This is a genomic window from Acidovorax sp. GW821-FHT09B03 (genome assembly GCF_059418305.1).
Genome location: NZ_JBWKPP010000005.1, coordinates 342,158 through 367,927, shown reverse-complemented (window position 1 = coordinate 367,927; position 25,770 = coordinate 342,158). Strand labels below are relative to the sequence as shown.

Annotated in this window: 16 protein-coding genes and 1 tRNA gene; 11 read left to right on the top strand and 6 right to left on the bottom strand. The window is 67.4% G+C overall.

Annotation, left to right across the window (positions count from 1 at the left end; translation table 11 throughout):
* Window positions 1-163: 163 nt before the first annotated feature.
* Together AC07PA_RS12640 and AC07PA_RS12635 are read right to left on the bottom strand one after the other, a co-directional pair.
* Window positions 164-1,630 carry a caspase family protein gene (locus AC07PA_RS12640; RefSeq protein ID WP_494605780.1) on the bottom strand — a complete coding sequence of 489 codons (1,467 nt, stop codon included), beginning with the start codon at window positions 1,628-1,630 and terminating at the stop codon, window positions 164-166.
* The gene (locus AC07PA_RS12635) at window positions 1,627-3,888 is read right to left on the bottom strand and encodes a hypothetical protein (protein WP_494605778.1); all 2,262 of its coding nucleotides are present in this window, start codon (window positions 3,886-3,888) and stop codon (window positions 1,627-1,629) included. Before AC07PA_RS12635 ends, AC07PA_RS12640 begins: the two co-directional genes overlap by 4 nt.
* 247 nt (window positions 3,889-4,135) lie before the next feature.
* Between AC07PA_RS12635 and AC07PA_RS12630 the strand changes: the two genes are divergently transcribed.
* The 5 genes from AC07PA_RS12630 to AC07PA_RS12610 all read left to right on the top strand — a co-directional run bounded on the left by AC07PA_RS12630 (window position 4,136) and on the right by AC07PA_RS12610 (window position 11,751).
* The gene (locus AC07PA_RS12630) at window positions 4,136-6,946 is read left to right on the top strand and encodes an RCC1 domain-containing protein (protein ID WP_494605776.1); all 2,811 of its coding nucleotides are present in this window, start codon (window positions 4,136-4,138) and stop codon (window positions 6,944-6,946) included.
* Window positions 6,947-7,066: 120 nt separating this feature from the next.
* Window positions 7,067-7,948 carry an alpha/beta fold hydrolase gene (locus AC07PA_RS12625; protein ID WP_494605774.1) on the top strand — a complete coding sequence of 294 codons (882 nt, stop codon included), beginning with the start codon at window positions 7,067-7,069 and terminating at the stop codon, window positions 7,946-7,948.
* 582 nt (window positions 7,949-8,530) lie between these two features.
* The gene (locus tag AC07PA_RS12620; RefSeq protein WP_494605772.1) at window positions 8,531-9,835 is read left to right on the top strand and encodes an aminotransferase class V-fold PLP-dependent enzyme; all 1,305 of its coding nucleotides are present in this window, start codon (window positions 8,531-8,533) and stop codon (window positions 9,833-9,835) included.
* A gap of 1,203 nt (window positions 9,836-11,038) precedes the next feature.
* Entirely contained in the window at window positions 11,039-11,335 is a 297-nt protein-coding gene (locus tag AC07PA_RS12615) for a CPCC family cysteine-rich protein (protein ID WP_494605770.1), read from the top strand.
* Between the two features lie 128 nt (window positions 11,336-11,463).
* Window positions 11,464-11,751, top strand: a complete 288-nt coding sequence (locus tag AC07PA_RS12610) for an ankyrin repeat domain-containing protein (RefSeq protein WP_494605769.1) — start codon at window positions 11,464-11,466, stop codon at window positions 11,749-11,751.
* A 52-nt stretch (window positions 11,752-11,803) separates the two neighbouring features.
* Here AC07PA_RS12610 and AC07PA_RS12605 read toward each other — a convergent pair whose 3' ends face one another.
* On the bottom strand, window positions 11,804-12,361 hold the full coding sequence (locus tag AC07PA_RS12605; RefSeq protein ID WP_494605768.1) for a dihydrofolate reductase family protein: 558 nt from the start codon (window positions 12,359-12,361) through the stop codon (window positions 11,804-11,806).
* Window positions 12,362-12,628: 267 nt separating this feature from the next.
* On the opposite strand from AC07PA_RS12605, the gene AC07PA_RS12600 reads away from it, so the two are divergent.
* From AC07PA_RS12600 to AC07PA_RS12585, 4 genes are all read left to right on the top strand, one after another.
* Window positions 12,629-13,165: a hypothetical protein gene (locus tag AC07PA_RS12600; RefSeq protein ID WP_494605767.1), complete on the top strand. Its 537-nt coding sequence runs from the start codon at window positions 12,629-12,631 to the stop codon at window positions 13,163-13,165.
* Between the two features lie 236 nt (window positions 13,166-13,401).
* Window positions 13,402-15,339 (top strand): autotransporter assembly complex protein TamA, encoded by a 1,938-nt coding sequence (locus AC07PA_RS12595; RefSeq protein ID WP_494605766.1) that lies wholly within the window; start codon window positions 13,402-13,404, stop codon window positions 15,337-15,339.
* Window positions 15,340-15,393: 54 nt separating this feature from the next.
* A complete protein-coding gene (locus AC07PA_RS12590) occupies window positions 15,394-19,824 on the top strand; it encodes a translocation/assembly module TamB domain-containing protein (RefSeq protein ID WP_494605765.1) in 4,431 nt (1,476 codons plus the stop codon).
* A gap of 451 nt (window positions 19,825-20,275) precedes the next feature.
* Window positions 20,276-20,350, top strand: a tRNA-Arg gene (locus AC07PA_RS12585).
* Window positions 20,351-20,761: 411 nt separating this feature from the next.
* On the opposite strand, the gene AC07PA_RS12580 is transcribed toward AC07PA_RS12585, so the two are convergent.
* The 3 genes from AC07PA_RS12580 to AC07PA_RS12570 form a co-directional block, all read right to left on the bottom strand.
* A complete protein-coding gene (locus tag AC07PA_RS12580) occupies window positions 20,762-21,712 on the bottom strand; it encodes a LysR substrate-binding domain-containing protein (RefSeq protein ID WP_494605764.1) in 951 nt (316 codons plus the stop codon).
* A 65-nt stretch (window positions 21,713-21,777) separates the two neighbouring features.
* Window positions 21,778-22,146 (bottom strand): DUF1428 domain-containing protein, encoded by a 369-nt coding sequence (locus AC07PA_RS12575; RefSeq protein ID WP_494605763.1) that lies wholly within the window; start codon window positions 22,144-22,146, stop codon window positions 21,778-21,780.
* Window positions 22,147-22,571: 425 nt separating this feature from the next.
* A complete protein-coding gene (locus AC07PA_RS12570; protein WP_494605762.1) occupies window positions 22,572-23,552 on the bottom strand; it encodes a LysR family transcriptional regulator in 981 nt (326 codons plus the stop codon).
* A gap of 94 nt (window positions 23,553-23,646) precedes the next feature.
* Here AC07PA_RS12570 and AC07PA_RS12565 point away from each other — a divergent pair, with 94 nt between their 5' ends.
* Together AC07PA_RS12565 and AC07PA_RS12560 are read left to right on the top strand one after the other, a co-directional pair.
* The gene (locus AC07PA_RS12565) at window positions 23,647-24,720 is read left to right on the top strand and encodes an adenosine deaminase family protein (RefSeq protein ID WP_494605761.1); all 1,074 of its coding nucleotides are present in this window, start codon (window positions 23,647-23,649) and stop codon (window positions 24,718-24,720) included.
* 48 nt (window positions 24,721-24,768) lie between these two features.
* Window positions 24,769-25,758 (top strand): Bug family tripartite tricarboxylate transporter substrate binding protein, encoded by a 990-nt coding sequence (locus AC07PA_RS12560; RefSeq protein ID WP_494605759.1) that lies wholly within the window; start codon window positions 24,769-24,771, stop codon window positions 25,756-25,758.
* Window positions 25,759-25,770 lie beyond the last annotated feature (12 nt).

The following is a 25,770-nucleotide window of genomic DNA, read 5'->3' as shown; positions in this document are numbered from 1 at the left end:
GCTTGCTATCTATCGCTCAAGGTGCGGGAAAAGACGATGCGCTTATTGTCGAAGTGAGGGGATGAGGGCCGCGACACACTTGGGTGCAATCGCTGCGCTTTTGTGCGCTACCCGCAATGCTCGCGATGCTACAGGCCTAGCCTGAGCCGCTTCGCAAAAATCCCTACCGCCTTCGCGTCGTCCAACCGTAAGGGAAGTAAATTTTCTCGTCGCCGGCCTTGGAAAAGGACGAGTATTTGATGGTGAGCTGCGATACAGGAACAACCATCTGTTCGGCAATGCGCTCCTCAAACTTGGCAAGACTCAGCCTTTCGAGCAAGGGGGGATCCCCAGGCTCCGGCGCATAGTCTGCATCCTCCATCCACAAGATGCTGTCCCCCCCACAATGGATCGACTTCAGGACATGTTTTCCACCCTTCTCACTCTTGGTGACTACATCGACGACAACCGCGTGCCCCTTCCCGGGCACAGCGTAAAAGCGCCCGATGTCTGGCAGCAGGCACTCGGCGATGAAATCGAAGCTGGGTTTGAGGCGCGCGTGCTGCCGCAGATGGAACAGCTCTTGAAACCGTCGCATCTTGAACTGCTTGCGGAAACGGGCATCAGGATTAAAAAAAACTTCGAACAGCATCCCGTCCAGCAATGCCTTGCGCTTCTCCTGTCTCAGCCCCGTCGTGCGGGACATGAAGTCGGAGATATATGCGGTCGCAGCGTTTGATCCTCCGCATGCCGCTTGGTAGATATTACGGCCAACGACGAAGAGTGAGTTCGTCGATGCCCCTCCGGCTACCTCAGCAGTGAATTTTTCAACTGCGGGATTTTGCCGGTACCAGTCCTGCGACTTCAACGCTCTGATGATGCCGTGGGATGTTTTCTTTTCGTCGAGAACAAATAGGCCGTCCCGCAGCGATGTATCGGCGTACTCATCGATACGCGCGCCAAGGCTCAGATTGAAGAAGAAGTCACCAGCGAGGGATGTGTGCTCCCATGAAATTTGCTTGCTACCGGTCGCAGTGCTAAGTGTGTTGCGCACGCGCTTGAACATACTCTCGACTGAGCAGTCAGGGGTCGCGAGGTGTTCAAGGAGCGCCGCTGTGTACGCGCCGTTCCGCCCCCGACCGTCGCTGGCGACCTGCCCTGGCGAGGTGGCATAGGCGATCATAGTCCCCCTTGGTGCATAGACAGGTGCAAGTCCACGGGCACTCATCGAACGAGCCCAAGCGCGCTCAAATGGGTTGTTACGACACGCATCAAGAATGATGATGCTGGATGCGTTGTCGGACTTCTCCATCACTTCGATCACTTGGTTTAGTTCCAACGAGGAATGCTTGGCTTCGACTTCATCACTCACGTCAGTATCGACGGCAGCAAGGTAGTTACTGCCATCAATCTGCATGCCGTGGCCAGCGAAGAAAAACAGTCCAACATCACTATCCTTCAGTGCCTTTTTAAAGTCTCTAAGCGCCTGATCCAGCTCTCGATGCGAGCAGTTCAAGTGCTTGGCAACAGTGAAGCCGCACTCGACGAGTTTCGCAGAGATGTCTGTAGCGTCGTTCCCAGGATTTTTCAGTTTGCCTGCATCCGCGTAGTCTGCATTGCCAATGACGAGAGCTGTTAGACGGCGGCTCATGGTTGCATGACCCCGCCGCTCTCAACAACAGAGGCGCGGACCAGCTCGCGGACGCCCCGCATGAACTCGATTGCCTGAGCCGTGTTGACCGTGCCTGGGATAGGCGCTGCCAGCTCATAGATACCACGGATATCGACGGCCCGACGCGCCGCCGAGCCCTTGCCTTTGTGCTCCAGACCACGGCGCCATTCTGTTAGGTGTTCATCGATAAGGCGATGTAGCGCAAGTTGGTGCAACCGACTGAAAACGGCCTGCCGGATCGGCACGATTGCCTGTTGCACTTCATCGGCATCAACAGGCGGTCGAGACCAATTGATCGGGTTGTCGAGGAAATTTGCGACCTCTTCCGTGATGCGCCCGACCAAATCCGCAACAGGCCGCAGCGAGTCGTACTCGACTCCGGTCTCGCTAGAAATTTTGCGGTTGAGCGCCTTGATGCGGGTCCAGTGCTCTGCAGGTAGGGTAGCGCCGACCGCTAGGCCCAGGCGCGCCGCCCACGCCTTCTGGAAGCTGTCCGCTGCACGTTGCACGGCAAATCCAAGCCCGGAGGCGTCGTACTGTGGTCTTGCGTCCGGCACCGGAGGCGGCTCGACGAGTTTCTCGACGAATGCAATCAAGCTGCCAAGTTGCGATTTCACCCCCGGCGGCAACTTCGAGCTTGGTCCGTCCAAAGCGCCAAGCATGAAGCTCTGGTCGTCAATGGTTCGCTCCATCGCGGCAACGATCGGGGCGTTCAGCACTTCCTTCAGTTTTGAAAGGTAGTTGTGAACAGAAGCAAGCACGTGCGCGCGCTTGTCTGCAAAGGTCGGAAGGTTGAGACCCTTGACCTGGTCGAAGTGCGTGAAAGCCAGCAATAGCTTGTTGTAGTTGCCACTCGACGCGACAGCACGTAGGACCGACTGTGCTGCAGCCTGCACAGGCTGCTCAGCGTTGTCCACCAGCAGGATCGCGTCGACCTCAGCAAAACGCCGTGTGATGTGGGTAGTGACGCTCGTCGACGAATCCGGTGTATGGCCGAGCCCCTGGCCGTCGAGCAGCACGACCTTCGCCTGATGACCGGTAAAGGTCGGAAAAAGAGGCCCCATGACGCGGATGCCATCGACCAGCGGTGTCAGCAACCTGCCGAAAGATGGCGCGAAGTTGCTGGAGAACCAGCGCACCTGCTTGAGGAACTCAGTCCGATCCTCAGTGCTGTAAGTCCACATGAGCGGCCACTTCGAACTGGCGCTGCGATAGGTCAGTTTGCCACCGTTCAGCGCGTCGAAGCGCTGCAGTGCCTCGTCGATCACGTCATGGACGATCTCGTGGAACTGCTCGTCGGTAAACACTTCACCCTGGAAGATTTCCAGCGCCGCTTCGCGGTCCTCGGCGCTTGCAGAATGTGGATCAGGGAGCAGCGCCTTGCTAATCGCCTCAGCCTTCGCAGCTGCAAGCGTTGTGATACGGCTGACGTAGTCCGTCAGCCGCGCCTGCAGAGCGTCGGCATCTGCGCCGGAAACGGCTTCGTCGCTGCTCGCCGCCACCGTGGCCGCCTGATCGGGCTCGCCAAAGTCCCAGTCCTCTGCGGCGGGCTGGACAGGCATATTCTTCCGCCATGAACCGAGCAGGTAACTAAGCCGAAAGCGCTGATCCGGGTGGTGCAGAAACCGATCCGCGACCTTGTCTTCGGGCAGCTTGTCCCAGACAGCAGCGCAGGCATTGAGCACGCAGTCTTCGACATTGGCCTGAATGACAGTCTCGGAGAAAAAGGTCACCGCAGCCAAGAACGAGCCAGTGGCCGGAATCACCTCAATGTCCGAGACTGTAGTCTTGGCAGTCGAAGTGGAGGGGAACCGGTCTACCTCGGGGTCTGAACCGATCAAATGTCGCAGCAGCGAGGTCTTGCCCGCACCAGTCGTACCGACGAACAGCGTTCGAGCATAGCCCTCTGCCTTGCCGGGCATTGGAATGATGCTGTCACGAGTTTCGAAAGAGTCTGCCACTCCGGCCTGGATGCCATCGTAGAAGGCATCGACGATGCGCTGGTCGAATGCTTGGACTGCATCCTGGCGCTTTGCTGCTGTCCACCAAGCCTCATCCTGGAGCAAGCAGTTCATCTGGGCGACCAGGAGTTCGGCTTGGGCCCGGTCGTTGGTGCCAAGACCACGACGCATTTTCAGGCCCGGCTTGCCCTTTGAATCGAGCTTCAACGGATGCCGAAAGCCAATGCTGAAGCCCGGTCGGCCGGGCGTTGTCGATATAGAAGCGGTGTAGGCCATTCTTTACACTCCTTGTTGTTCCACGTTGTTCCGAATGAATTCTACGCACCACGAAGATGATCGTCAAGCAAATTGGAACAACACGGAACAACATAAACTGATCCCCTTCTACATAGACATAGACAAGAGCTCAGCCTGACCAATCACCTAGGGACCGCCCCACGTGACCCCCATCACCGTCTCCTCTCCACCCCACCCTCACAATGGCCGCCACAACACCGAGATAGTTCGACAGAGAGGCGAGGCCATGAAGACAGCAACAGCAAGCACCCCGGCAAGGCAATTGCCGCAGCCGGTACTTCAACAACAACAACAACAACAACAACAACACCCCAACGCCCCCACCCGGGCCTGGGCCCGCGCATGGAGGCAGCGGCAGCACCTGCTCACCCCCACCCTGCTCCTCCTCTGCGCAGCCGCCCTGCTCGCATCACCATCCCCCACCCAAGCCCAAACCATCTCCACCGGCGCCCGCCACGGCCTGGCGCTGCAGGCCGATGGCAGCGTGCTGGCCTGGGGTGACAACCGGCAGGCGCAGCTGGGCCAGGGGCGCACGATTTATGCGAGCACGGCGCGGGAGATTGTGTTGCCGGCCAAGGCGGCCATGGTGCGCACCAGCCGCACCTCGGCGCTGGTGCTGGATGCCGATGGCAATGTGTGGAGCTGGGGCACCAACCTGCGGGGCGAGCTGGGCGATGGCACGCGGGCGGACCGGGCTGCGCCGCAAATCATCTTTCGCGGGGCAACCTACATCGTCAACGGGGGGGAGTGGGCGCCTTCGTTCGTGATCGACAAGGACGGCCAGCCCTGGTGGTGGGGGCCGTTGCCGAGCGGGGTGAACAACGGGGTGGATGCCACCGTGCCGCAGCGCGCCACCACGGCGCAGGTGCCGGCGCGGCTGGTGCGGGTGCTGCACCAGGCGCGCACCACGGTGGCGCTGGACGACCAGGGCGTGGTGTGGTCGTGGGGCGAGGGGGCGCCGTGCGCGGCATCGGCCACCTACTCGCAGCCGGTGGCCATGCGCGATTTGCCGCCGATGGTGGATTTGGATGTATACGCGTCGGCCCCGCTGGCTGAATGGCAGGGCTATGGTCCCAGGGAGCTGCCCGCCGCGCGCATCACGGCCAAGGCGGCCAATGGCACGCTGTGGACCTGGGGCACCGACCCGGTGTACCGCAGCCAGACCGCGCTACCGCCGCCGCAAAAAACGGATTGCCCGCCGGTGCGGCTGCTCGACAACGTGGTGGACCCGTTCGACCGCCACCGCTACGCGGTGCACCCGGACCTGCTGCGCGCCGGCGTGCAGATCAAGACCATCATGGTGGGGGGCGATGGCTACCTGGGCTTGACGGCCGAGGGCGACCTGTGGCGCTGGCGCTATGTGAACCCCTACGAAACACCGGGCTGGCAGATTGCGCTGGAGAAGCTGGCCACCAATGTGGTGGACGCCAGCAGCTCCCGCACCGAGCCAATGGGCGTGGCATCGGTCTTCATGTACATCACGCGCGATGGCAAGCTGCATGCGCTGGGCTCCAACACGGGCGGGCACCTGGCCGCGCCGGCATCGGGCGAGCTGGAGTCATCCGCCAGCCCGCGCAAGGTGGCGCTGCCCGGGCCCGCAGTGAGCGTGCACGCCAGCGGCACGGGCAGCCATGCGCTGCTGCAGGACGGGCGTATTTTTGCCTGGGGCCAGGGGGCCACGCACTACGACCCGAGCGCAAACTTTATCGCGGGCCTTCCGCCGCAGCTGCCCACACAGGTGGCGCTGGCTGCGCCCGTGAAGAAGCTGGCCACGGCGCTGGGCCAGTGGCTGGCGGTGGACACCGATGGCAAGGTGTGGAGTTCGGGCGGCTGGGGCGTGTACCCTGCAACCCACAACCGCCCGGTCATCGTGGGCGAATCGTCGGGCATGCCACTGGCGCGCGATGTGGCGGTGGGCGGCAATGGGCACGGGCTCATCCTGGGGGTGGATGGCTCGGTGTGGCGCATCGGCAGCAATGGCGGCACGGGCTACCTGCCGCCGGGCACCGACATACTCAGTCCGACCGCAGTTGGCTGGCTGTACACGCCGCGCAAGGTGCTGGGCCTGCCCGCCACCATCGTGCAGGTGGCCACGGTGGATGACACCCGTGGCGCTTCGTACGCGCTGGATGCCTCGGGCACGGTGTGGTTCTGGGGCTATCGGCTGAACAACGGCATTTCCGGGCAGGACGGCAGGCTGCTGCCCGTTGCAGACCGGCTGGTGCAGGAACCTATCGTGCTGCCCCTGCCGGGCAAGGCGGTGTCCATCCACGGTGGCGAGTTCAACGCCTGCGCGGTGCTGGCCGATGGCACGGCCCAGTGCTACGGCAAGCTGTTCAACGACCACCTGGGCCGGCGCCTGCGCATGCACGCGCCCATCACCGCGGTGTCGATGGGCATGGACGAGGACAAGTCCGGCATCGTCGCCTACGGCCAGCGTGGCGGCTCGGTGCACCTGCGCCTGGCCGATGGCACGGTGTGGGCCCTGGGCCAGGGCCGCTACGGGCAGTTGGGCACGGGCGCCTACGCCAGCGCGGTCGAGCCCACGCCCGTAGCGGGCGAGGCCGGCCGGGGCGAGCTGGACCTGGACCCCGCCACGCCCAACCTGCCCACCACGGCCGGCACTCCCCAGCGCCCGCCGTTTCGCGTGAACATGGAACTGGTGGGCAACCCGCGCAGCCTGGCCTTCAAGGGCGAGGTGTTCGGAAGCGCGGGCACGCCGGCCGGGGCCAACCTGTACGCTCTGGCGACCCTGGGCGTGCCTGGCCCGAGCAGCACGTGGGTGCAGCTCGACGCACAGGGCCACTGGGGCCCGCTGCGCTGGCCCGTGCCGGCCCTGGCCAGCAACGTGCAGCTGGGCAGCGAGGCGCAGTCCGCACCGCTGACCCTGCTGCCGCGCCTGGACGGCCCAGGCCTGGAGGGCCTGCGCCTGTTCATCGGCTATGGCAGCGATGTGGACGAGATGCTGCGCGCGGGGCGCTTTCGCGAGGTGCTGGAGCTGGGGCCGGACCTGGGGCTGCCGTGGCCGGTGTATTGAGGGGGTGGCGCCACGAAGCGATGCCAGCGATTCCAACGGCCAGAGTGGGCGCCTGCCCCCCCTCGCCCCACCAGCCAATCATCCCTTCGACCCCAACCTCCTGCGTGCCAGAATGAAAGCATGAGCAGCACTTCATCCACCTCTTCCTTCCTCTCCAACGCAGACGGCACCAAGGTCGCGACATACACCTGGGCAGACGTGGCTGGCAAACCCGTTGGCGCGGTGCAGATTGCCCACGGGCTTGCCGAGCATGGTGAGCGCTATGACCGCTTTGCCAGGCAGCTCAATGCCGCGGGGTTTGTGGTCCATGCGGTCGACCACCGTGGGCACGGGCGTACCGCCGGGGGTCGACTGGGCAACTTCGGTGCGGCCGGTTTCAGCGGGCTGATTGCCGATGTGGCCCAGTACGGATCGGCACTGCGTGCGCAGCATGGCAGCCTGCCGGTGTTTCTGTTGGCACATTCGATGGGTTCGTTTGCAGCGCAAGCCGCTCTCCTGGACCACGCGTCGACATGGGCAGGGGTCATTCTCTCGGGCTCCACCGCACTCGATGCGCTGGCCGCTGCCATGGCCAATGCCCCGGCAGAAGCGCCGGCAGGGCTCGCGGCATTCAATGCCGGCTTCGAGCACCGCACAGGGTACGAATGGCTGTCGCGGGACGACGCGGAGGTCGATGCCTACGTGGCCGACCCCTGGTGCGGATGGGATGTGCCGGACGATGTGATCCCCTCGCTCTTCGCCCCCGCCTCCCGCCTGGCAGACCCCGCGTTGCTGGCGGGCATCCGCAGTGACCTGCCCATCCTCATTGCCTCGGGCGACGCCGATCCGCTGGCCGGTGGCGGTGCACTGATCCAGCTGCTGGGCCAGCGCTACCGCGATGCAGGCATTGCCGACGTGACGGTCAAGCTGTACCCCGCAGCCCGCCACGAAATCCTCAACGAGACGAATCGCGACGAGGTGACTGCGGACATCGTTGCCTGGCTGCGCGCCCACGCTGCATGACAACGGCCCTGCGTGGTGCAAGGCGGGTGGCCCGTAGCTGACCTGTGCGACCCGCCTGGAGTGAGCGCTGGAGCGCGTCAAGGGCATGCAGACATGTTTGTGAAAAGCACCCAGGGCCTGCTGTGCCTGCTGGGCTGGTTGGTTGGTCGCCCCCCGAGAGGCGGTATCCAGTGCGTTCCCTTCGTGCTGGTGATGCTTCTGGTCGCCTACGGTGTGCAGCCCAGTTGAGTGGAGATCCTTCCCAAGAACCAGCTCACTCAGGTGGAAGGGCGGCTGCTGGCGCGCTAGGTGGCAGGGCATCCACAAGCGTGTCACCGAGACGATCTACGGATTCTCGGTCGCCGGGGACAAATAGAGGGGGGAGAAACAGCAGCGCCGGGGAATCCCTTCGCACGCCACACGGGATGCTGCGCGCAGGGCGCTTTCGCGAGGTGCTGGAGCTGGGGTCGGACCTGTCGCTGCCCTGGTGGTCGATCAATTGGAGGGCGACAGGTGGTCGTTGGCCACTCTTGTTGGCAAAACCACTGTCATGCCAGCCTGCTACAACCGCAGGCACACACCATTTTGACGAAGGAAAAACCCATGATCACTTCCTCCGAACGCCGTGGCTTCATGCTGGGTCTGGCGGCCACTGCCACCACCGTGGCCTCTGTCGGCCGCGCCGTCGCACAAACGGCCAATTCGTTGGTGGCCCTGCCCGCCGCGCCGGGCCAGGCCCTGGCGACCGACGCCCCCTACTGGGCGGCAGTGCGCTCCCTCTACGCGGTCACACCTGACATCGTCAATCTGGAAAACGGCTACTGGGGCGTCATGGCCGAGCCGGTGCGCCGCGAGTACCTTGCCAAGACCGACATGGTGAACCGCGACAACTCGTTCTATGCGCGCAACGCCTACGGCCGCGAGATCGAGCCGATCCGCGCCGCACTGGCCGCCGCCGTGGGCTGCTCCGTGGAAGAAATCGCCTTCACGCGTGGCGCCACCGAGGCGCTGCAGCTCTTGATCGCCGGCTACAACAAGCTCAAGGCCGGCGACACCGTGCTGTACGCCGACCTGGACTACGACTCCATGCAGTACGCGATGAACTGGCTGAAGGACCGCCGCGGTGTCGACGTGGTGCGCTTTGCCATCCCGGAGCCCGCAACGCGCGAAGCCGTACTGCAGACCTATCAGAAGCAACTGGAGAGCAACCCCAAGGCGCGCCTGTTGCTGCTCACGCATCTGAGCCACCGCACCGGCCTTGTGATTCCGGTGGCGGAAATCGCAGCCATGGCCCGCGCGCGCGGCGTGGACGTGGTGGTGGATGCGGCCCACTCCTGGGGCCAGATCGACTTCAATGTGGGCGACCTCCAATCCGATTTCGTGGGCTTCAACCTGCACAAGTGGATCGGCGCTCCGCTGGGCGCGGGTTTCATGTACATCAAGAAGAATCGTTTGCCCGACATCGACCGCGCATTGGGCGACGAGGACTTTCCGCCTGCAGACATCCGCTCGCGCGTGCACACCGGCACCACCAACTTTGCGGCCTTCCTCACGCTGCCCACTGCGCTCAAGCTGCACCAGGACATCGGTGCCCGCGCCAAGCAGGCGCGGCTGCGCCATCTGCGCGACCATTGGGTCAGCCGCGCGCGTGGTTTCAAGGGCCTGGAAATCCTGACGCCCGACGAGCCGGGCATGGCCGCCGGCATCACCTCGTTCCGCCTCGCGGGCAAGACCAGCGCGGCGGACAACAACGCCATCGTCGCGGAGCTGCGCGACAAGCACGGCATCTTCTCGGTGCGCCGTGCCGGCGTGGCCAAGGGCCAGTGCATCCGAATTTCGCCGGCGCTCTATACGACCGAGGGCGATATGGACAAGCTGGTGGCCGCGCTGAAGGCGATGACCGGCTAAGAGCCACGGCGGGCCGGTAGCCCTCCATCATTTCGCAGGTGGCGCGGTCCCACAGCATGGCGCCGCGCGCGTCCATGAGGCGGGTGAAGAAGGCGTGCGTCTCGTCGTCGGCAATGCCCTCCAGGTGGTCAATGCAGCCGGGGCGCGGCGCAGGACATCGCCTGGCTGCTGGACCAGGGCGCCGAGTACCTGCGCAGCCAACCAGTGTCGCTGCTGATGGCGCCGGCATCGACGGGTGGCGGTGGCCTGGGTGGGGGCGCAGATGCTCAGGCAGCGGCATCAGAAGCGCCGCGGCTGCGGCTGAATCGGGCATTGTGCGCAGGCCCGGTGGCATGATCGGATGGATGCACACGCAGGAATGCGGCCCTGTTGTGAAAGACGCGGTTTTATTGGCATTTATTTGCGGGACAGGACACTGACCATCATGGTGAGTACCGCGCGCTTTCTCGCCGTCCGGGCACTGCTGCTCGGCCCGTGTGCGTTTTACGTGTGGGATTTGCTCGGAGCGCGTGGCAGGTATTGGCCTGTCATCCTGTCGATGGATTTTTTGGCCGCGGCAGCCCTTGGCACAGTGCTCACGGCACTCTTCCTGGCCATCGTTGCCTTGCCGATCCAGCTGTGCCGTTCCGCTTCGGCGCCACTCCTGTTGCGACTGGTATTGGGGGTCTTGTCCGGCCCGCTCGGCGTCTGGCTGGGTCTCTTGCCTTCGTCCAGGCACAGGTACCCCATCCGGTGGGAGTGGTACGTCTCCAGGGCGTGGGCGCTGCACCTCGTTTTTGCTGGCGTTGGCCTGGCATTCGCGTGGATGTGGTTGCGCAAGCAGCGGGATGGCGGCGTACGACAAGCCCCCCTGGGCCGCCGCGATTGCGACTGGCCATGGGGCCGGCGCCATGACAGTCAGGATAGGATGGCACCATGGGCAGAAATTGCGGATCGTCGCTACATCGCGATGCACTTCTGGGCAGCGAGTTGGCTGCCTGCTACCACTGCCTGTGCAGCTTTGCGCCCAGCGCCATCAGGGAATGGTGCGACGGCGACCACCAGGACCAAACTGCCATCTGCCCCCAGTGTGGCGTGGATGCCGTGGTGGGCTTCAACGGTTCACCGGACCAGGCGTGGCTGCAAGCCACCCATACCAGGGCCTTCGGTTCGGCCTGAGGCTTCACGCAGGGCTGACGCCAGTCGCTGGCAAACTGCGGGCCAATGGCCAACAGCGGAACTGAGCAACACATGGACTCGAATCACTCCGTAAAACCTCAGGGCGCAGCCTGTCCATGCTGCAGGGCATTGACGCTTACGGATCCTGGTGGATTTGAGATCTGCCCCGTGTGCTTCTGGACAGATGATGGCCAAGGCAATGCCGATGCAGATGAGGTTCGAGGTGGCCCGAACGGTTTACTCAGCCTGACTGAAGCACGCCAAAACTACGCTACGCATGGTGCTTCAGACCGCCGCTACCTGCCTCATGTTCGCAGGCCTTCCAGTTCGGAACAGCCTTAAAGCCAGGAGCGGTTGAGCAGCAGCGAATCGCCCACAAGGAGAGAAAATTGCCCTCGGTTTATGAAAGACTCCAACCGCATTGGTGGTCTTTGGCAGATGAAGAAGGACGGGATATTCCCCTCACCGCGGTGGACCAAGAAAACGCACTCGGCGAGCGCCCCATCCACATTGCAGCGTGGAAGGGAGAACCGCAGGACATCGCCTGGCTGCTGGACCATGGCGCCCAGATCAACCAGCCTGGTGAATTCGAGATGACCCCGCTCCACTACGCCTACATGGGTGGCAAGCCGGGCAATGTGGCGATGCTCATCGAGCGCGGTGCAGACCGGTTCGCGCGGTGTGACCGGGGCCTGCTGGCGCATGAGGGCCGTGGCCATGGAGCCCCACCGCCCGAGGTCGCGCTAGAACCGCAGTAGCAGTTGCTCTCCTGCGCACGATCCGTGGCTTCGGACACTGCCCCTCTCCCCCTCACCCCGCACGCCGGTAATGCAGGGCCACCGCGCCGCAGCGCAGCGGCGTGGCCGAGAGCAAATCAAGCCGCCGCGTGGCGGGTAGCCCGCCCGCGTACAGGGTCGGGCCGTGGCCGGCGATGCGCGGGTGGACGAGCAGCTGGTACTCATCGATCAGGTCCAGCCGGTCGAGTGCGGTGGCGAGCTTGCCGCTGCCCAGGAGCACGCCGCCCGGGGTCGCGTCCTTGAGCTGCTGCACGCCCGTGCGCAGGTCGCCAGCAAGGGCGTGGCTGTGGGCCCACGGAAAGTCCGTTCGCGTGGAGGACACCACGTACTTGGGCTTGGCCTGGAGCTTGACCGCCCACTCGCGCACCGCCGGCGGTGCCGGCACCTCGCCGCGGGCGACCGCGGGCCAGTAGCCCTCCATCATCTCGTAGGTCACGCGGCCCCACAGCATCGCTGCGCTTTCGTCCATGAGGCGGGTGAAGAAGGCGTGCGTCTCGTCGTCGGCGATGCCTTCCTGGTGGTCGATGCAGCCATCCAGGGTGAGGTTGATGCTGAAAGTCAAGAGTCCCATGGTGTCTCTTCCGTTCAAGATGCGCGACGAGCCACTCGCCGCCTGGCTACGGGGGCGGGCACCGTCGCGGAGTCCCCATCCATCCCGTGCCGCCCAGGACGTAATGTACGGCGCAGAACCTGCGGGACAAGCCGGTCGATACCGGCCAACAAGGCATGCCGTCTGACGCACATGTCGGGCTTCGTCGTGACAATGGCCCCTGTGTGCCAAGCGTCTGGCGCACGCGCTTCCCCACCCACTTCTTCAATGACTGGCTGATTACCCCCCATGGACAGCACCGCATGGATCACCGAAGCCCTCGCCCACCCCCTGGCCTGGGCCACCGCGCGCGCCCAGGCCCTGGGCTCCAGGGACTGGCTCGTCCTCGCGGGCATCCTCGTCTTCCAGCGCCTGTGCGTGCACATCGGCATGTGGACGTACTGCCTGGCGGTGCTGCCAGGCACGGCCTTGCACGAGGCCATGCACTGGACCGTGGCAGCGCTGCTGGGCGCCCGGCCCACCATGCCCACCCTGGTGCCGGTGCGCACGCATGGGGGCTGGCGGCTCGGGTCGGTGCGGTTCCAGGCGGGGTACTTTCGCTCGCTGCCGATTGCGCTGGCACCGGTTGCGCTGGCGCCGCTGAGCTTTTGGTGGGCCACCACCTTCATGCCGGGGGCCGGGTCGGGCGTGGCGTACGGGCTGCATGCCTGGCTGGCCGCCTCGGCCTTCGGGGCGAGCGTGCCGTCCACGCAGGACTGGTCGGTGGCCGCACCGGCCTTGCTGGTGGGGGCGGTGGCGGGGGTGGCGCTGTGGGTGGTACTTTGATGGGGCATATGCCCCAGGCGATTGCGGCCAGGAGGCGCCCTCTCAACGGACACACCCCGATACGCTGCGGGAATCTGTCTTACAAGAAAACGGGCGTTTTGCGGCGATAGTGTGGCATCGCTGGCAGGCCCCCTGCGCCCTTCGCACGCCGTTGCACCCTGGTGCCGCTGTGCCTGCCGTGTGTGCGCCGTGCCGTACCATGCCCCCGTCGTCCATCCCAACCGAAGCCGCCTGCCGTGTCCCGTAGCCCCCGTTCGCACACTGCCCCGTTCTCCCAGCCTTCAACGCCGGCCCGATGGTCGGCGTTGCTGCTTTTCAGCGCCGCCGCCTCGTCGTTGCTGCTGCTGCAGGGTTGCAGCCTGCTGCCCGGGCGGGGGGGCGAAGAGGCGCCACGCGATGCGGCATCGAGCCCCATTGCGGCGGACAGCGATGGCAGCCCCTCGTTCGACGTGCAGGTGCGCGCGCCCGACACGGTGCGAGAGACGCTGGAGAAGCACCTGGAGCTGCAGCGCTTTCGCCAGCTGCCCGACCTGCAGGCCAGCGAGCTGCAGCGCCTGTTGGGCGCGGCCGATGCCAACGCGCGCGAGCTGCTGGGCACGCTGGGCTACTTTGCGCCCACCATCACGGTGGAGCTGACCGAAACGCCCGATGCCAAACTGGCGCCGCGCACGGTGGTGGTGACGGTGGACCCGGGGCCGCAGACGCACATTGCCAAGGCCGACATCACCTTTGCCGAGGCGGTGAGCAATGCGCAAGATGGCGAGGGCCGCGCGCGCCAGCTGCGGCGCGTGCAAAGCGGCTGGGGGCTGCCGCCGGGCCGGGCCTTCACGCAGTCGGCGTGGGACGGGGCCAAGAACGATGGTCTGCGCCAGCTGCAGGTGCGCCGCTACCCCACGGCCAGCATCACCAACAGCCGCGCCGAGGTGGATGCCGACAAGCACGAGGCGAACCTGAGCGTGGCCTACGACACGGGCCCGCTGTACCGCTTTGGCCCGCTGCGGGTGGAGGGCAACCAGCGCTACGACCCCGATGGTGCGCGCCGCCTGGCGCGCCTGCCCACGGGCGCCATCTACGACGAGACCGAGCTGCTGGACGCGCAATTGCGCCTCGCCAGCAGCGGGTACTACGACGCGGTGTTCTTGACGCTGGACACCGAGGGCACCGACCCGCTGGCCGTGCCGGTGGTGGCCCAGGTGCGCGAGGCGCAGCTGCAGAAGGTGGTGTTCGGCGCCGGCCTGTCGACCGACAGCGGGCCGCGGCTGACGATTGACCACATCCACAACCAGATGCCCTTGCTGGGCTGGCGCGCGGTGAGCAAGCTCTCGCTCGACCGCAAGAACAAATTGCTCAGCACCGAGTGGACCGACCTGCCCGGCGAGAACGGCTGGCGCTGGTTTGCCGGCGGGCAGGTGCAGCGCGAGGACACGGGCGACTACGAGACCAACAGCGCCCGGCTGCGCGGTGGCCGCAGCAAGAGCACCAAGAACATCGACCGCAACTACTTTTTGCAGTACGACTATGCCAAGAGCCAGGGGCTGAACGCCCCGCCCTCGGGCACAGCGCTGAGCATCAACTACGGCTGGACGGGGCGCTACTTCAACAACAACACGGCCCCCACGCGCGGCCATGGCATTGCGGTCGAGCTGGGCGTGGGCACCACGCTCACGCCCGAGCGCGACCCCTTCGTGCGCACGCTGCTGCGCTGGCAGACCTTTATCGCCGCGGGCCGCGTGGAGGCCGACGACGGCGCCTCGCGCGCAGCGCGGCTGGCGGTGCGCGCCGAGGGCGGCGCGGTGTTTGCGCGCCAGGGCGCACAGCTGCCGGTGACGCAGCTGTTTTTGACCGGTGGCGACACCACGGTGCGCGGCTACGGCTACCGCAAGATCGGTGCGCGCACCGACAACGACCAGTTGTACGGCGGGCGCTACCTGGCCGTGGGCAGCCTGGAGTGGCAGCGCCCCATCGTCTACAAGGGCAGCATGACGGACTGGGAGAGCACCCTGTTCGTGGATGCCGGCGCCGTGGCCGACAAGGTGGGCGACCTGGACCCGCGCGTAGGCGTAGGTGCCGGCGTGCGCTGGCGCAGCCCCGTGGGCCCGCTGCAGGCCGACCTGGCCTATGGCGTGCAGGCCAAGGAGCTGCGGCTGCACCTGCGCCTGGGCTTCACGTTCTGAGACGGCCGCACGGCCTGCCTTTTTACCGCCCCTGATTTCCTGACCTGTTGATTGATGCCCTCTCGCAACCCGCCCGCCTCTGCCGCCAACCGCTCGCCCGATTTCAGCGCCGGGTCGTCGGCACCGCCGCCACCGCCGCGCCGGCGCCGCACCTGGCTGCGGCTGCTGGTGTGGTTGGTGTTGGGCTTGCTGGCGCTGGTGCTGGCCGTGGCCGGCGCGGCGTGGTGGTGGGCGGGTAGCAGCACATCGCTGGCCCTGGCGCTGGCGCGCGCCGCGCAGTATTTGCCGGCCGGGCAGAAGCTGGAGAGCCGCGACGTGAGCGGATCACTGCGCACGGGCGGCAGCATTGGCTGGCTGCGCTGGAGCAGCCCGGCCCTGGTGGTGGAGGTGGACGGCGCGCGCATCGGCTGGCAACTGGCGCCGCTGCTCAGCCGCAAGGTGGAGCTGGGCGAGGTGCACGCCGCGCGCGTGCGCATCACCCCCCAGGCCACGGCGCCCGCCAGCACCGAGCCCCTGAAACCGCTGGAGCAGCTGGTGCTGCCGGTGCAGGTGGCCGTGCCCTTCAAGGTGGACAGCCTGGAGTGGGCGGGCTCGCCCGAGCAGCAGATCAGCCTGGCCGGCAAGCCCGCCGTGCGGGCCCAGAACCTGGCCGGCGACTACCGCTACGACGGCACCGAACACCACCTGAAGATCGACAACGTGGAGCTGGCCCAGGGCCAGTACCAGGCCCGCGTGAAGCTGCAGGCCCAAGCCCCTATGGCCATCGACGCCACGCTGGACGGCACCGTGCACACCACGCCCCCGGGCGGCGGCAACCCGCTGCAGGTGGCCGCGCATGCCACCGTGCAGGGCACGCTGGCCACGGCCGCCGCGCAGCTGCAAGCGGCGGCGCAGTTGAAGCCCGTGGTGGTGGCGGCGGCTGAGCCTGCGGCTCCGGCGGCATCGGCCGCAGCCACACCCGCACGCAAGGGCGCACCGGCCAGCGCCAAGGCGCCGGCAGCCCCTGCCGAGCCCATGCAGGCTGACGTGCAGGCCACCATCCTCCCCTGGGTGCCCCAGCCCCTCAAGCAAGCCGCTGCCGCCCTCAAGGCGCTGGACCTGGCCGCACTGTGGCCCCAGGCGCCGCGCACGCTGCTGCATGGCACGGTGAAGGTGGACCCGGTGAATGCGACCGCTGCCACGGCACCCACCGGTTCATCCCCCGCACCCGCCATCGCCGGCTGGAACATCGAGGCCGACCTGCGCAACGACCTGCCAGGCCCCTGGGACACCAGGCACCTGCCCCTGGCCGTACTGCAGGCCCGCGCGGGCTTTGATGGCACGCGCTGGGATGTGCCTGCGGCCACGGCCACCATCGGCACGGGCAAGGCCGCGGGCACCATTGCCCTCAAGGGCCAGTTCACACCCGCCACCGGCGCGGCCGAGGGCCTGGCCGAGCTGCGCAACCTGCGCCCCGATGCGCTGCACACCGCGCTGGCGGCGGCGCCGCTGGGCGGGCGCATCACCGCCCAGGGCCAGGCCGACCAGGCCGTGCGCTTCACCGCCGACATCCGCGCCACGGGCGCTGCGCCGGTGCAGCCGGCCGCAGCGGCCCCTGGCAAGAAGGGCGCGCCCCTGCTGCGCATCAACACCTTCACCGCCCAGGGCCAGTACCTGGCGCAGACGGGTGGCGGCACGGTGCAGCTCGACCGCCTGCTGCTCGACGCGCTGCAGGCCAAAGTCGAGGCCACGCAACTGCGCGTGGCCCTTGGCGAGCAATCGGCCCAGGGCCAGTTGCGCGCCACGGTGCCGGGCGCCACCGCCAATGCCAACGGCCAGATGGCGCCCACCAAGGGCGCGGGCGAGTTGCAGCTGCAGCTAAGCGATGCCGAGCGCACGCAAGCCTGGCTGGCCAGCCTGCCGGGCCTGGGTGATGCGATGAAGGGCGCCACGGCCAAAGGCCAGGCACAGCTTAATGCGCGCTGGACGGGTGGCTGGCAGACGGCAGCAAACCAGATCGAAGCCCTGGCGGCCGGCAAGGCCTTGCCCGCATTGGCCAGCAAGGACGGCGGTTTCACCCTGCAGGCCCGCGTCAACGCGCCGCAGCTCGATGTGGTCCTGCCACCAGGCAAGGGCGGCGCAAGCCCCATGTCCGCGATCCAGCTGCGCGGGGTGAATGCCGAGCTCTCAGGCTCGCTGGCCCAGGCCACGCTGGCGCTGGATGGCGAGGCCCGCACCGGTACGCAGCGCGCCACGGTGCGCACGCGCCTGGCGGGCGGCACCAGCGGTGCCAACGAGTGGCAAGCCCAGGTGACCGAGCTGCGCCTGCAAGCGCAAGACACGCAGTTGCCCGGCCCCTGGGCCGTGCAACTGGCCGAGCCCGTGACCGTGACCGTGAAGCTGCGCATGGGCGGGGCCGCGCTGGCACCGGCCACGGCAGCATCGGGCACAGCCCCTTCTGCCACCGGTGCGGCAGCCCTGTCGGTGCAGGCATCGGCCGGGCAGGCGCGCATCACCGGGCCGGTGGCGGGCACGGCCACGCTGCGCTGGCAGCCCATCAGCTACGCGGGCGGCAGCGGCAGCCCGCTGCGCCTGCAGACGCAGGGCAGCCTGCAAGGCCTGCCCATGGCCTGGGTGGATGCTTTTGGGGGCGGCAGCGACCCCGCTGGCAAGCCCGCCCAGCCCCTGCTGGCCCGCCTGGGCCTGGCCGGCAACATCGTCTTCGACGGGCAGTGGAACGTGGACACCACCAGCGGCCCGCTGCGCGCCAGCGCCAGCGTGCGCCGCGCCTCGGGTGACCTGCGCATTCTCGCGGTGGACTCGGCCCCCATCACCACCGTGCAGAGCAGCGGCCAGGGCACCGGCGCGGGCAGCCCCAAGGCTACCGTGACCGAAGAGCCCGGCAGCGGCAGCAATGCCGGCGTGCGCCAGGCCGAGCTGACCCTGGAGGCCGAGGGCGATGCCCTGCGCGCCAAACTGGTGTGGGCCAGCGACCGCGCCGGCGAGGTGGACGCCACCGCCAGCACCCGCCTCACCCTGGGCAGCACGCTGGGTGCGACCACGCTGGCGCCCGACGCGCCGCTGGCCGGCACCCTGCGCGCCCGCCTGCCCGACGTGGGCGTGTGGTCGGCCCTGGCCCCGCCGGGCTGGCGCGTGCGCGGCACGCTGGATGCCAACGCCACCCTGTCGGGCACGCGCGCTGCGCCGCGCTGGGCCGGCACGCTGGGGGCCGACGAGCTGGCCGTGCGCTCCATCCTCGATGGGGTGGACCTGCAGGGCGGGCGCCTGCGCGCGGCGCTCAATGGCAACCAGCTCGATATCACCGAGTTCAGCCTGCGCGGGGGCAGCGGCAGCAAGGCGCGCATCCCCGGCTACAGCGGCAACCGCACCAGCGCCCCGCAAGACGGCGGCAGCCTCACCGGCACCGGCCGCGTGACCTGGGGCGATGCGGCAACCAGCAACAACGGTGGCATGTCGGGCCTGGCCATGAGCTTTCAGGCCGAGGCCAAGGCCCTGCAGGTGCTGGGCCGGGCCGACCGGCAGGTCAGCGTGTCGGGCAAGGTGCAGGCGCAGTTGCAGCAGGGCCAGTTCAGCGTGCGCGGGCAACTCACCACCGACCGCGCCACCATCATCCTGCCCGACGAGACCGCGCCCAGCCTGGGCAGCGACGTGGTGGTGCGCTCGGCCGCCAAGGACCGCGAAGCCCAGGCCAAGGCCCAGGCAGTGGCCAAGGCGAACCAGGCCGCCGCGCAGCCTGCCACCGGCACCACGCCCACCACGGCCAAGCCGCCCGACATCGCCATCACCCTGAACCTGGGGCGCGACTTTGCGCTGCAGGGCCAGGGCATCACCACGCGCCTGACGGGCGAGCTCGACATCCGCAGCAGTGCGGTGCCCGGCGCGCCCCCGCGCGTGATCGGCGAGGTGCGCACCGAGCAGGGCCGCTACCGCGCCTGGGGCCAGGTGCTGGACGTGGAGACGGGGCTCATCCGCTTCAGCGGCCCGTACAACAACCCCTCGCTCGACATATTGGCGCTGCGCCCCAACATCAGCGTTCGTGCCGGCGTGCAGGTCAGCGGCTCGGCCCTGGCCCCGCGCGTGCGCCTGTACTCGGACCCCGACCTGCCCGATGCCGAAAAACTGTCGTGGGTGGTGCTGGGCCGCGACGCCGCCGCCGGCGGCGCCGAAGCCGCCGTGCTGCAGCAAGCCGCCCTGGCCCTGCTCGGCCGCAAGGGCGGCACCGGCGCCACCGCCAACATGGCCAGCCGCCTGGGCCTGGACGAAATCGGCTTCAAGGGCCCCGGTGCCGGTGAAGACGCCACCGGCGCCGCGCTGACCTTCGGCAAGCGTTTGTCCACCGACCTGTACGTGACGTACGAGCGCAGCCTGTCGGGAACGCTGGGCACGCTGTACATCTTCTACGACCTGTCGCGCCGCCTGACTCTGCGCGGGCAGACGGGGGCGCAGAGTGCGGTGGACATCATCTACACGTTGAAGTACGACTGATGCGGCTGTGCCTTCAACCGCCTGGCGTCGTTGGTTCGCCTTGCCGTGCTCAGAACCTGTTTACGATCTCGCAGGGGTCGCGCAGCGGCCTTGCCGGGATGGGATGCTAGGCGCGGTGTGCAGTTGATAGCCCCGCTATCAACAAGCGCCGCAACGCCGCAGACCGCCCGGCAAGGCACTTGCCCGAAGGGTTGGGGCGAAATCGGGCGATTGGACGCCCCGGCTGCTTGCATGGGCACGAGCCCATGCGGCGCACCCGGAGCATCCACTCATACCGATTGCGCCCCAACGCGATCCCCTGCGAGATCGTAAACAGGTTCTAAAGCACTGTCTGCGGCTTCCCGCCTAGCCATGCGGCTGAAGGCAAGGCCGCATGCGGGGCACGGCGCGGAGCAAAAAGCGGGCATTGCCGGGACCACCCCGCACTGCCCCTACAATCGCCCGCTGCGTCCTCCTCGTAGTTCAATGGATAGAACGAGTGCCTCCTAAGCGCTAGATACAGGTTCGATTCCTGTCGAGGGGACCACTTCCCGCCTTTGGAATCAACCACTTGGCGCAGCCCACCCCGAAAACGGGACAAGAACGGGACAAAGCGACGTTCAGAGCCCCTCGGGCGCCTTCGATTCCACCCTGTCAGCCCGCACCGCAGGCCGTGACACCACAGCCACCAGCCGACACGGAAAAAAAATGCCCGCCCCGAAGGGCGAGCAAAAGACAGGCCGGCTGGAGTACCCGCAAACGCCTCGGCGCCTATCCGGCCACGTCTGCCCACGTGGCACCGCACCATGAAAGCGGCACTGCCACTATGGCGCGCGGTTCACGCAAGGGGTGTAGGAGCAAGGGCCTCGCCCAGGGCCTGCAAGCCGCGCCTCGCAGGCCCGGCTGTCCTACATACACCTTTGCCGTACTGGCCTGCAAGGCAGTATCGAAGTCGGTCTCAAGGCAGCGTGGATAGCGCTCCCTCGCGCGCAGCCTCCTCCATCAGCCATGCAGTGACCTCGTCCAGCAAGCCCCCATCGCCGCTGCGCGCCCGCTGCGGCCACACCAGGTGGTAGTCAATGCCAGTGCGTAGCGCCACCTGCGGCAGCACCCGCACCAGGCGGCCGGCAGCTATGTCGGAGGCGACGAAGAAGGGGCTGGCCAGCGCCAGGCCCTGGCCGGCGATGGCCGCGTCGATGGCCAGGCTGATCTGGTTGAAGCGCGTGCCGCCCGGTGGCGGGGCCGGCATGCCGGCCTGCGCGAAGAACGCGGGCCAGGAGCCATGGGCGTCGTGGATCAGCGGCAGCTTGGCCAGGCGCTTTGGCGTCAGCGCGCCCGGTGCTCCCACCAGCGCCGGGCTGCCCACGGCGATGAGCGTGTTCTCGAGCAGGCGCTGCACGTGCAGCCCCGGCCCAAACGGGGGCTGGCCATAGCGGATCGACAGGTCGACGCCCTCCGCGTGGAAGCGCGACACGCGCTCGGTGGCCAGCACGCACAGCTCGGTGCCGGGGTGGCGCTCGGCAAAGCGCGGCAGGCGTGGCAGCAGCCACTTGGCAGCCAGCGTGGGCGCCACGCTGATGGTGACCTGCCGCTCGCCCGGGCGCAGCTGGCGCGTGGCGTCGGCGATCTCTTCGAGCGCGCGGCGTACGCGCAGCGCGTAGGTGGCACCCGCCTCGGTGGGTGCCAGGCCGCGCGCGCGCCGCTCGAACAGGCGAATACCGAGCTCGGCCTCCAGCGCGCGCACCTGCTGCGCCACGGCGCCTTGCGTCACATCGAGCTCCTCGGCCGCCAGCCGAAAGTTCAGGTGCCGCGCAGCGGCCTCGAAGGCGTGCAGCGCCTTCAGGGAGGGCAGGCCCTGTAGGGGCGGGGCGGTGGGGCTATTGCTGCTGGCGTGGGAGTCGGCGGTCATGGGCTTCGGATCTCGGGGCGGCGGGGTGCGCAACGGTCCCGGCGACAGACTATCCCACACCCTGGTCAAGCCTTCACTTCCACCACCTGCTCAAAACCGCCGAAGATCATGCGTTTGCCGTCGAAGGGCATGGGCGGGTTGCCGGGGGTGGACGGGTCCATGCGTGGGTCTTCCATCATCTTCTTCATGCCCGCGTCGCGCGTGGCCTTGTCCGGCCATTCGACCCATGAGAAGGCCACCGTCTCCTCGGCCGTGGCCTGCACTGCGCGGCGGAAGTCGGTGACCTTGCCGTCGGGGACGTCATCGCCCCAGCCCTCGATCACGCGGATGGCGCCCAGTTCGATGAAGATCGGGTCGAGCTGGCGCGCGTGCTCGATGAACTTCTGCTTGTTGGCGGTGGGGACGGCGATCACGAAACCATCGATGTAGGACATGTCTTGACTCCTGTTGGGTTGACGACCATGCGGCGTACCCGCCATGGGCACCCCGTAAGAACGTGTTTGCGATCTTTTCGGGGCCGCGTTGGGGCGCAATCGGGATGAGTGGATGCTCCGGATGTGCCGCATGGGCTCATGCCCATGCAAGCAGCCGAGGCGTCCAATCGCCCGATTTCGCCCCAACCCTTCGGGCAAGTGCCTTGCCGGGCGGTCTGCGGCGTTGCGGCGCTTGGTTGTGCCGAGCTATCAACTGCGCCCCGCGCCTAGCATCCCATCCCGGCAAGGTACTTGCGCGGCCCTGAAAAGATCGTAAACACGTTCTAAGCACTCGACGAACGAGGATCCGCCAGATCGACAGGAAGCGCCCGGAAAGAAACACTTTTTTTCTTTCTTCTTCCTCCAGCGGCGCGGGGCCACCGCAGTCACTGCGTGCGCTTCGCCCGGCGCGCCGGCTTGCTGGGCGCAGGGGCGGCGGCAAGGCGCTGCTGCAAGAACGCCCGCAGCGCCTGCACCACCTGGCTGCGCATCGGGCCCGGCTGGTACACCAGCACCACCCGCCGCTCGATGTGTGGCGTGACCAGCGGCAGAACGACCAGGTCCGGGTCGCGCAGCGCGGCGGTGTACAGCCGCGGCATCAGGCCCAGGGCCATGCCGCCCCGGACCAGCGCGTAGAGCGTCTCGGCATAGCTCACGCGGTAGGGCTCGGCATGCTGGGCGAACTGCGCGCGGGCCGATTCGCCCAGCGCTGGCATGCTGCCGCTTTCAAACAGCGCCAGCCGCTCGTGCCCGATGTCCTGCCAGGCGACCGGCTTGTCAACCTGGGCCAGCGCATGGTCGCGGCGCAGCACCAGCACCAGCGGGTCGCGGAACAGGTCGGTGCACACCAGGCTGCCCGGGGGCTCGGTGATGGCGGCGATGGCCAGGTCGAGCTGCCCGCTGCGCACCTCGGCCAGCAGCGTGGTGGAGGGGGCGTCGCGCCAGGCCAGGTCCATGCGGCTGCGCTGCGCCGGCGCCCCAGCGCTTTGTTGTTGGTCTTCTTGCAGGAACTCACCCACCGCTGCCACCACGCGCGCGCTGGCCGACGGGATGACGCCGATGCGCACCAGCGCCCGCCCGCGCTGCACGGTGTTGTCGATGTCCTTCAGGGCGCTGTCCACCGTGTGCACCACGAAGTCGGTGCGCGCCAGAACTTCGGCGCCCAGCTGCGTGAGCTGTAGCTGGTGCGTGGAGCGCGTGAGCAGCTCGGCGCCCACCAGCCGCTCCATCTGCTTGATGGCATTGCTCAGGGCCGGCTGGGTGATGGACAGCCGGCGCGCCGCCCGGCCGAACTGCCCCTCTTCGACCAGCACGGAAAAAAAGCGCAGTTGCCGCAGCGTGAGCGCATGGAGTGCGGTGGTGCCCATGGCCTGGTTCTCCCTCGACGGTTATAGATCCGATGAATGAATATATAGATATTTGAAATTTTCCTTATCTGCGGGGCTTGCCTAAACTTTCCGCATGAGCCCGAACCCCGCCCCCGCCGATGCGCCCCTGGAGGCCTTCCTGCGCGCCATGCCGAAGGTGGAGCTGCACTGCCACCTGTTCGGCACGGTGCGCCATGCGACCTTTGCCGCGCTGAACCGCCGGGCCGGCTCGCCGCTGGCCGATGAAGAGGTGCAAGGCTTCTACACGCGCGGCGACAAGCCCGTGGGCGTGCTGCGCGTGCTGCGCGCGCTTGACGCGCAACTGGTGCGCACGGCCGATGACCTGTACCAGCTGACCATCGAATACCTGGAGGACGCGGCGGCCCACGCGGTGCGCCATGCCGAGTTCTTCTGGAACCCGACCGGCACCGTGCACGCCTCGGGCATCGCCTACCCGCTGGCGCAAGGCGCCATCGTGCGCGCCATTCGCGATGCCGAGCAGCAGTTCGGCATCGCCGGCAGGCTGATTGCGGCGGTGGACCGCGAGGCCTCGCCCGAGGCCGCGGTGGAGATGGTGCAGTGGGTGGCGGCGCACCGCTGCGACGAGGTGATCGGCATCGGCATCGACTACCGCGAGAACGACCGGCCGCCCGAGCTGTTTCTGCAGGCCTACCGCGACGCACAGCGCGCGGGCCTCAAGACTACCGCCCACGCCGGCGAGTTCGGCATGCCCTGGACCAATGTGCGCACCGCGCTCGACGTGCTCCAGGTCGACCGCATCGACCACGGCTACACGGTCGTCGACAACCCGGCGTTCGCACGTGAGTGCGCCGAGCGCGGCGTGGTCTTCACCGTGGTGCCCACCAACTCCTACTACCTGCGCACGCTGGCGCCCGAGCGCTGGGCGCTGGACCACCCGATCCGGCACATGCCGGCGCTGGGCCTGCGCATCCACCCCAACACCGACGACCCGACCCTGCACCAGGTCACGCCGACCGGGGCCTGGCTGAAGATGGCGCGCGACTTCGGCTTCGGCCTGGACGACTTGCGCGGCTTCATGCACAACGGCCTGGACGGCGCCTGGATCGACGACACACAGCGCCGCCGCTGGCGCAGCGAATGGAGCGCACAGTTCGATGCGCTGCGTGACGCGCACGGCCTGGCCTGACGACCCGCACAGCCCCCCACAGCCCCCTTACCCCGAAAGACCCCCAACATGCGATACATTGCTGCCCCTCTGCTCGCTACCCTGCCCTTGCTGGCCCTGGGCACGGCGCAGGCACAGACCCAGGCGCCCGCCTGGCCTGCTGCCAAACCCATCACGCTGATCGTTCCGTACTCCGCCGGCGGCAGCGTGGACTTCGTGGCGCGCCTGGTGGCCACGCGGCTGGCGGAGCGCCTCAAGCAGTCGGTGGTGATCGAGAACGTGAGCGGTGCCGGCGGCGCGATCGGAGTGGCCAAGGCGGCCGCGGCGTCGCCCGACGGCTACACCATCGTGGCCGCGCCCGACAGCACGATTGCGATCGGCAAGCTGGTCAACCCCGCCGCGTACAAGTTCGATCCGCTCAAGGACCTGGTGGCCGTGGGCATGGTGAACACGGCCCCCATGGTGCTGGTGGCGCGGCCCGGCCTGGGCGTGGCGAGCTATGCCGACTTCGTCAAGCTCGCCAAGGCCTCGCCCGGCAAGACCAGCTATGCCACCTCGGGCGTGGGCACGGTGCTGCACCTGTCGATGGAACTGCTCAAGCAGCGCAGCGGCATTTTCGTCACGCACATCCCCTACCGTGGCGCAGCGCAGATCGCCACCGACGTGATCGGTGAGCAGGTGGACACCGCCATGCTCATCAGCGCCGGCGCGGTGCCCGGCTACGTGCAGAGCGGCAAGCTCAAGGCCCTGGGCGTGACCGGCACCAAGCGCCTCGAATCGCTGCCCAACGTGCCCACCTTCGACGAAATGCCTGGCCTCAAAGGCTACGCCCCGGTGGCCTGGACCGGCCTGTTCGCCCCCGCGCAAACGCCCGCGCCCATCGTCGCGCGCCTGAACCAGGAGCTCAACGCGGTGCTCAACACCCCCGAAGTCCGCACCAAGCTGCAGGAACAGGGCGCGCTGCCGGGCAGCGGCTCGGCACAGGACCTGGCCCGCTTCGTGCAGGCCGAATACGCACGCAACCAGAAGGTGGTGCAAACCGTCAATATCAAGGAGTAGGGCCTGTCGGGC

Bases quoted from the DNA above. Each gene is read 5' to 3' on its own strand.
- AC07PA_RS12590 (WP_494605765.1), top strand. From the start codon at position 15,394: ATGCCCTCTCGCAACCCGCCCGCCTCTGCCGCCAACCGCTCGCCCGAT.
- AC07PA_RS12580 (WP_494605764.1), bottom strand. From the start codon at position 21,712: ATGACCGCCGACTCCCACGCCAGCAGCAATAGCCCCACCGCCCCGCCC.
- AC07PA_RS12600 (WP_494605767.1), top strand. From the start codon at position 12,629: ATGGACAGCACCGCATGGATCACCGAAGCCCTCGCCCACCCCCTGGCC.
- AC07PA_RS12560 (WP_494605759.1), top strand. From the start codon at position 24,769: ATGCGATACATTGCTGCCCCTCTGCTCGCTACCCTGCCCTTGCTGGCC.
- AC07PA_RS12570 (WP_494605762.1), bottom strand. From the start codon at position 23,552: ATGGGCACCACCGCACTCCATGCGCTCACGCTGCGGCAACTGCGCTTT.
- AC07PA_RS12625 (WP_494605774.1), top strand. From the start codon at position 7,067: ATGAGCAGCACTTCATCCACCTCTTCCTTCCTCTCCAACGCAGACGGC.
- AC07PA_RS12620 (WP_494605772.1), top strand. From the start codon at position 8,531: ATGATCACTTCCTCCGAACGCCGTGGCTTCATGCTGGGTCTGGCGGCC.
- AC07PA_RS12605 (WP_494605768.1), bottom strand. From the start codon at position 12,361: ATGGGACTCTTGACTTTCAGCATCAACCTCACCCTGGATGGCTGCATC.
- AC07PA_RS12615 (WP_494605770.1), top strand. From the start codon at position 11,039: ATGGCCAACAGCGGAACTGAGCAACACATGGACTCGAATCACTCCGTA.
- AC07PA_RS12565 (WP_494605761.1), top strand. From the start codon at position 23,647: ATGAGCCCGAACCCCGCCCCCGCCGATGCGCCCCTGGAGGCCTTCCTG.
- AC07PA_RS12575 (WP_494605763.1), bottom strand. From the start codon at position 22,146: ATGTCCTACATCGATGGTTTCGTGATCGCCGTCCCCACCGCCAACAAG.
- AC07PA_RS12630 (WP_494605776.1), top strand. From the start codon at position 4,136: ATGAAGACAGCAACAGCAAGCACCCCGGCAAGGCAATTGCCGCAGCCG.
- AC07PA_RS12635 (WP_494605778.1), bottom strand. From the start codon at position 3,888: ATGGCCTACACCGCTTCTATATCGACAACGCCCGGCCGACCGGGCTTC.
- AC07PA_RS12640 (WP_494605780.1), bottom strand. From the start codon at position 1,630: ATGAGCCGCCGTCTAACAGCTCTCGTCATTGGCAATGCAGACTACGCG.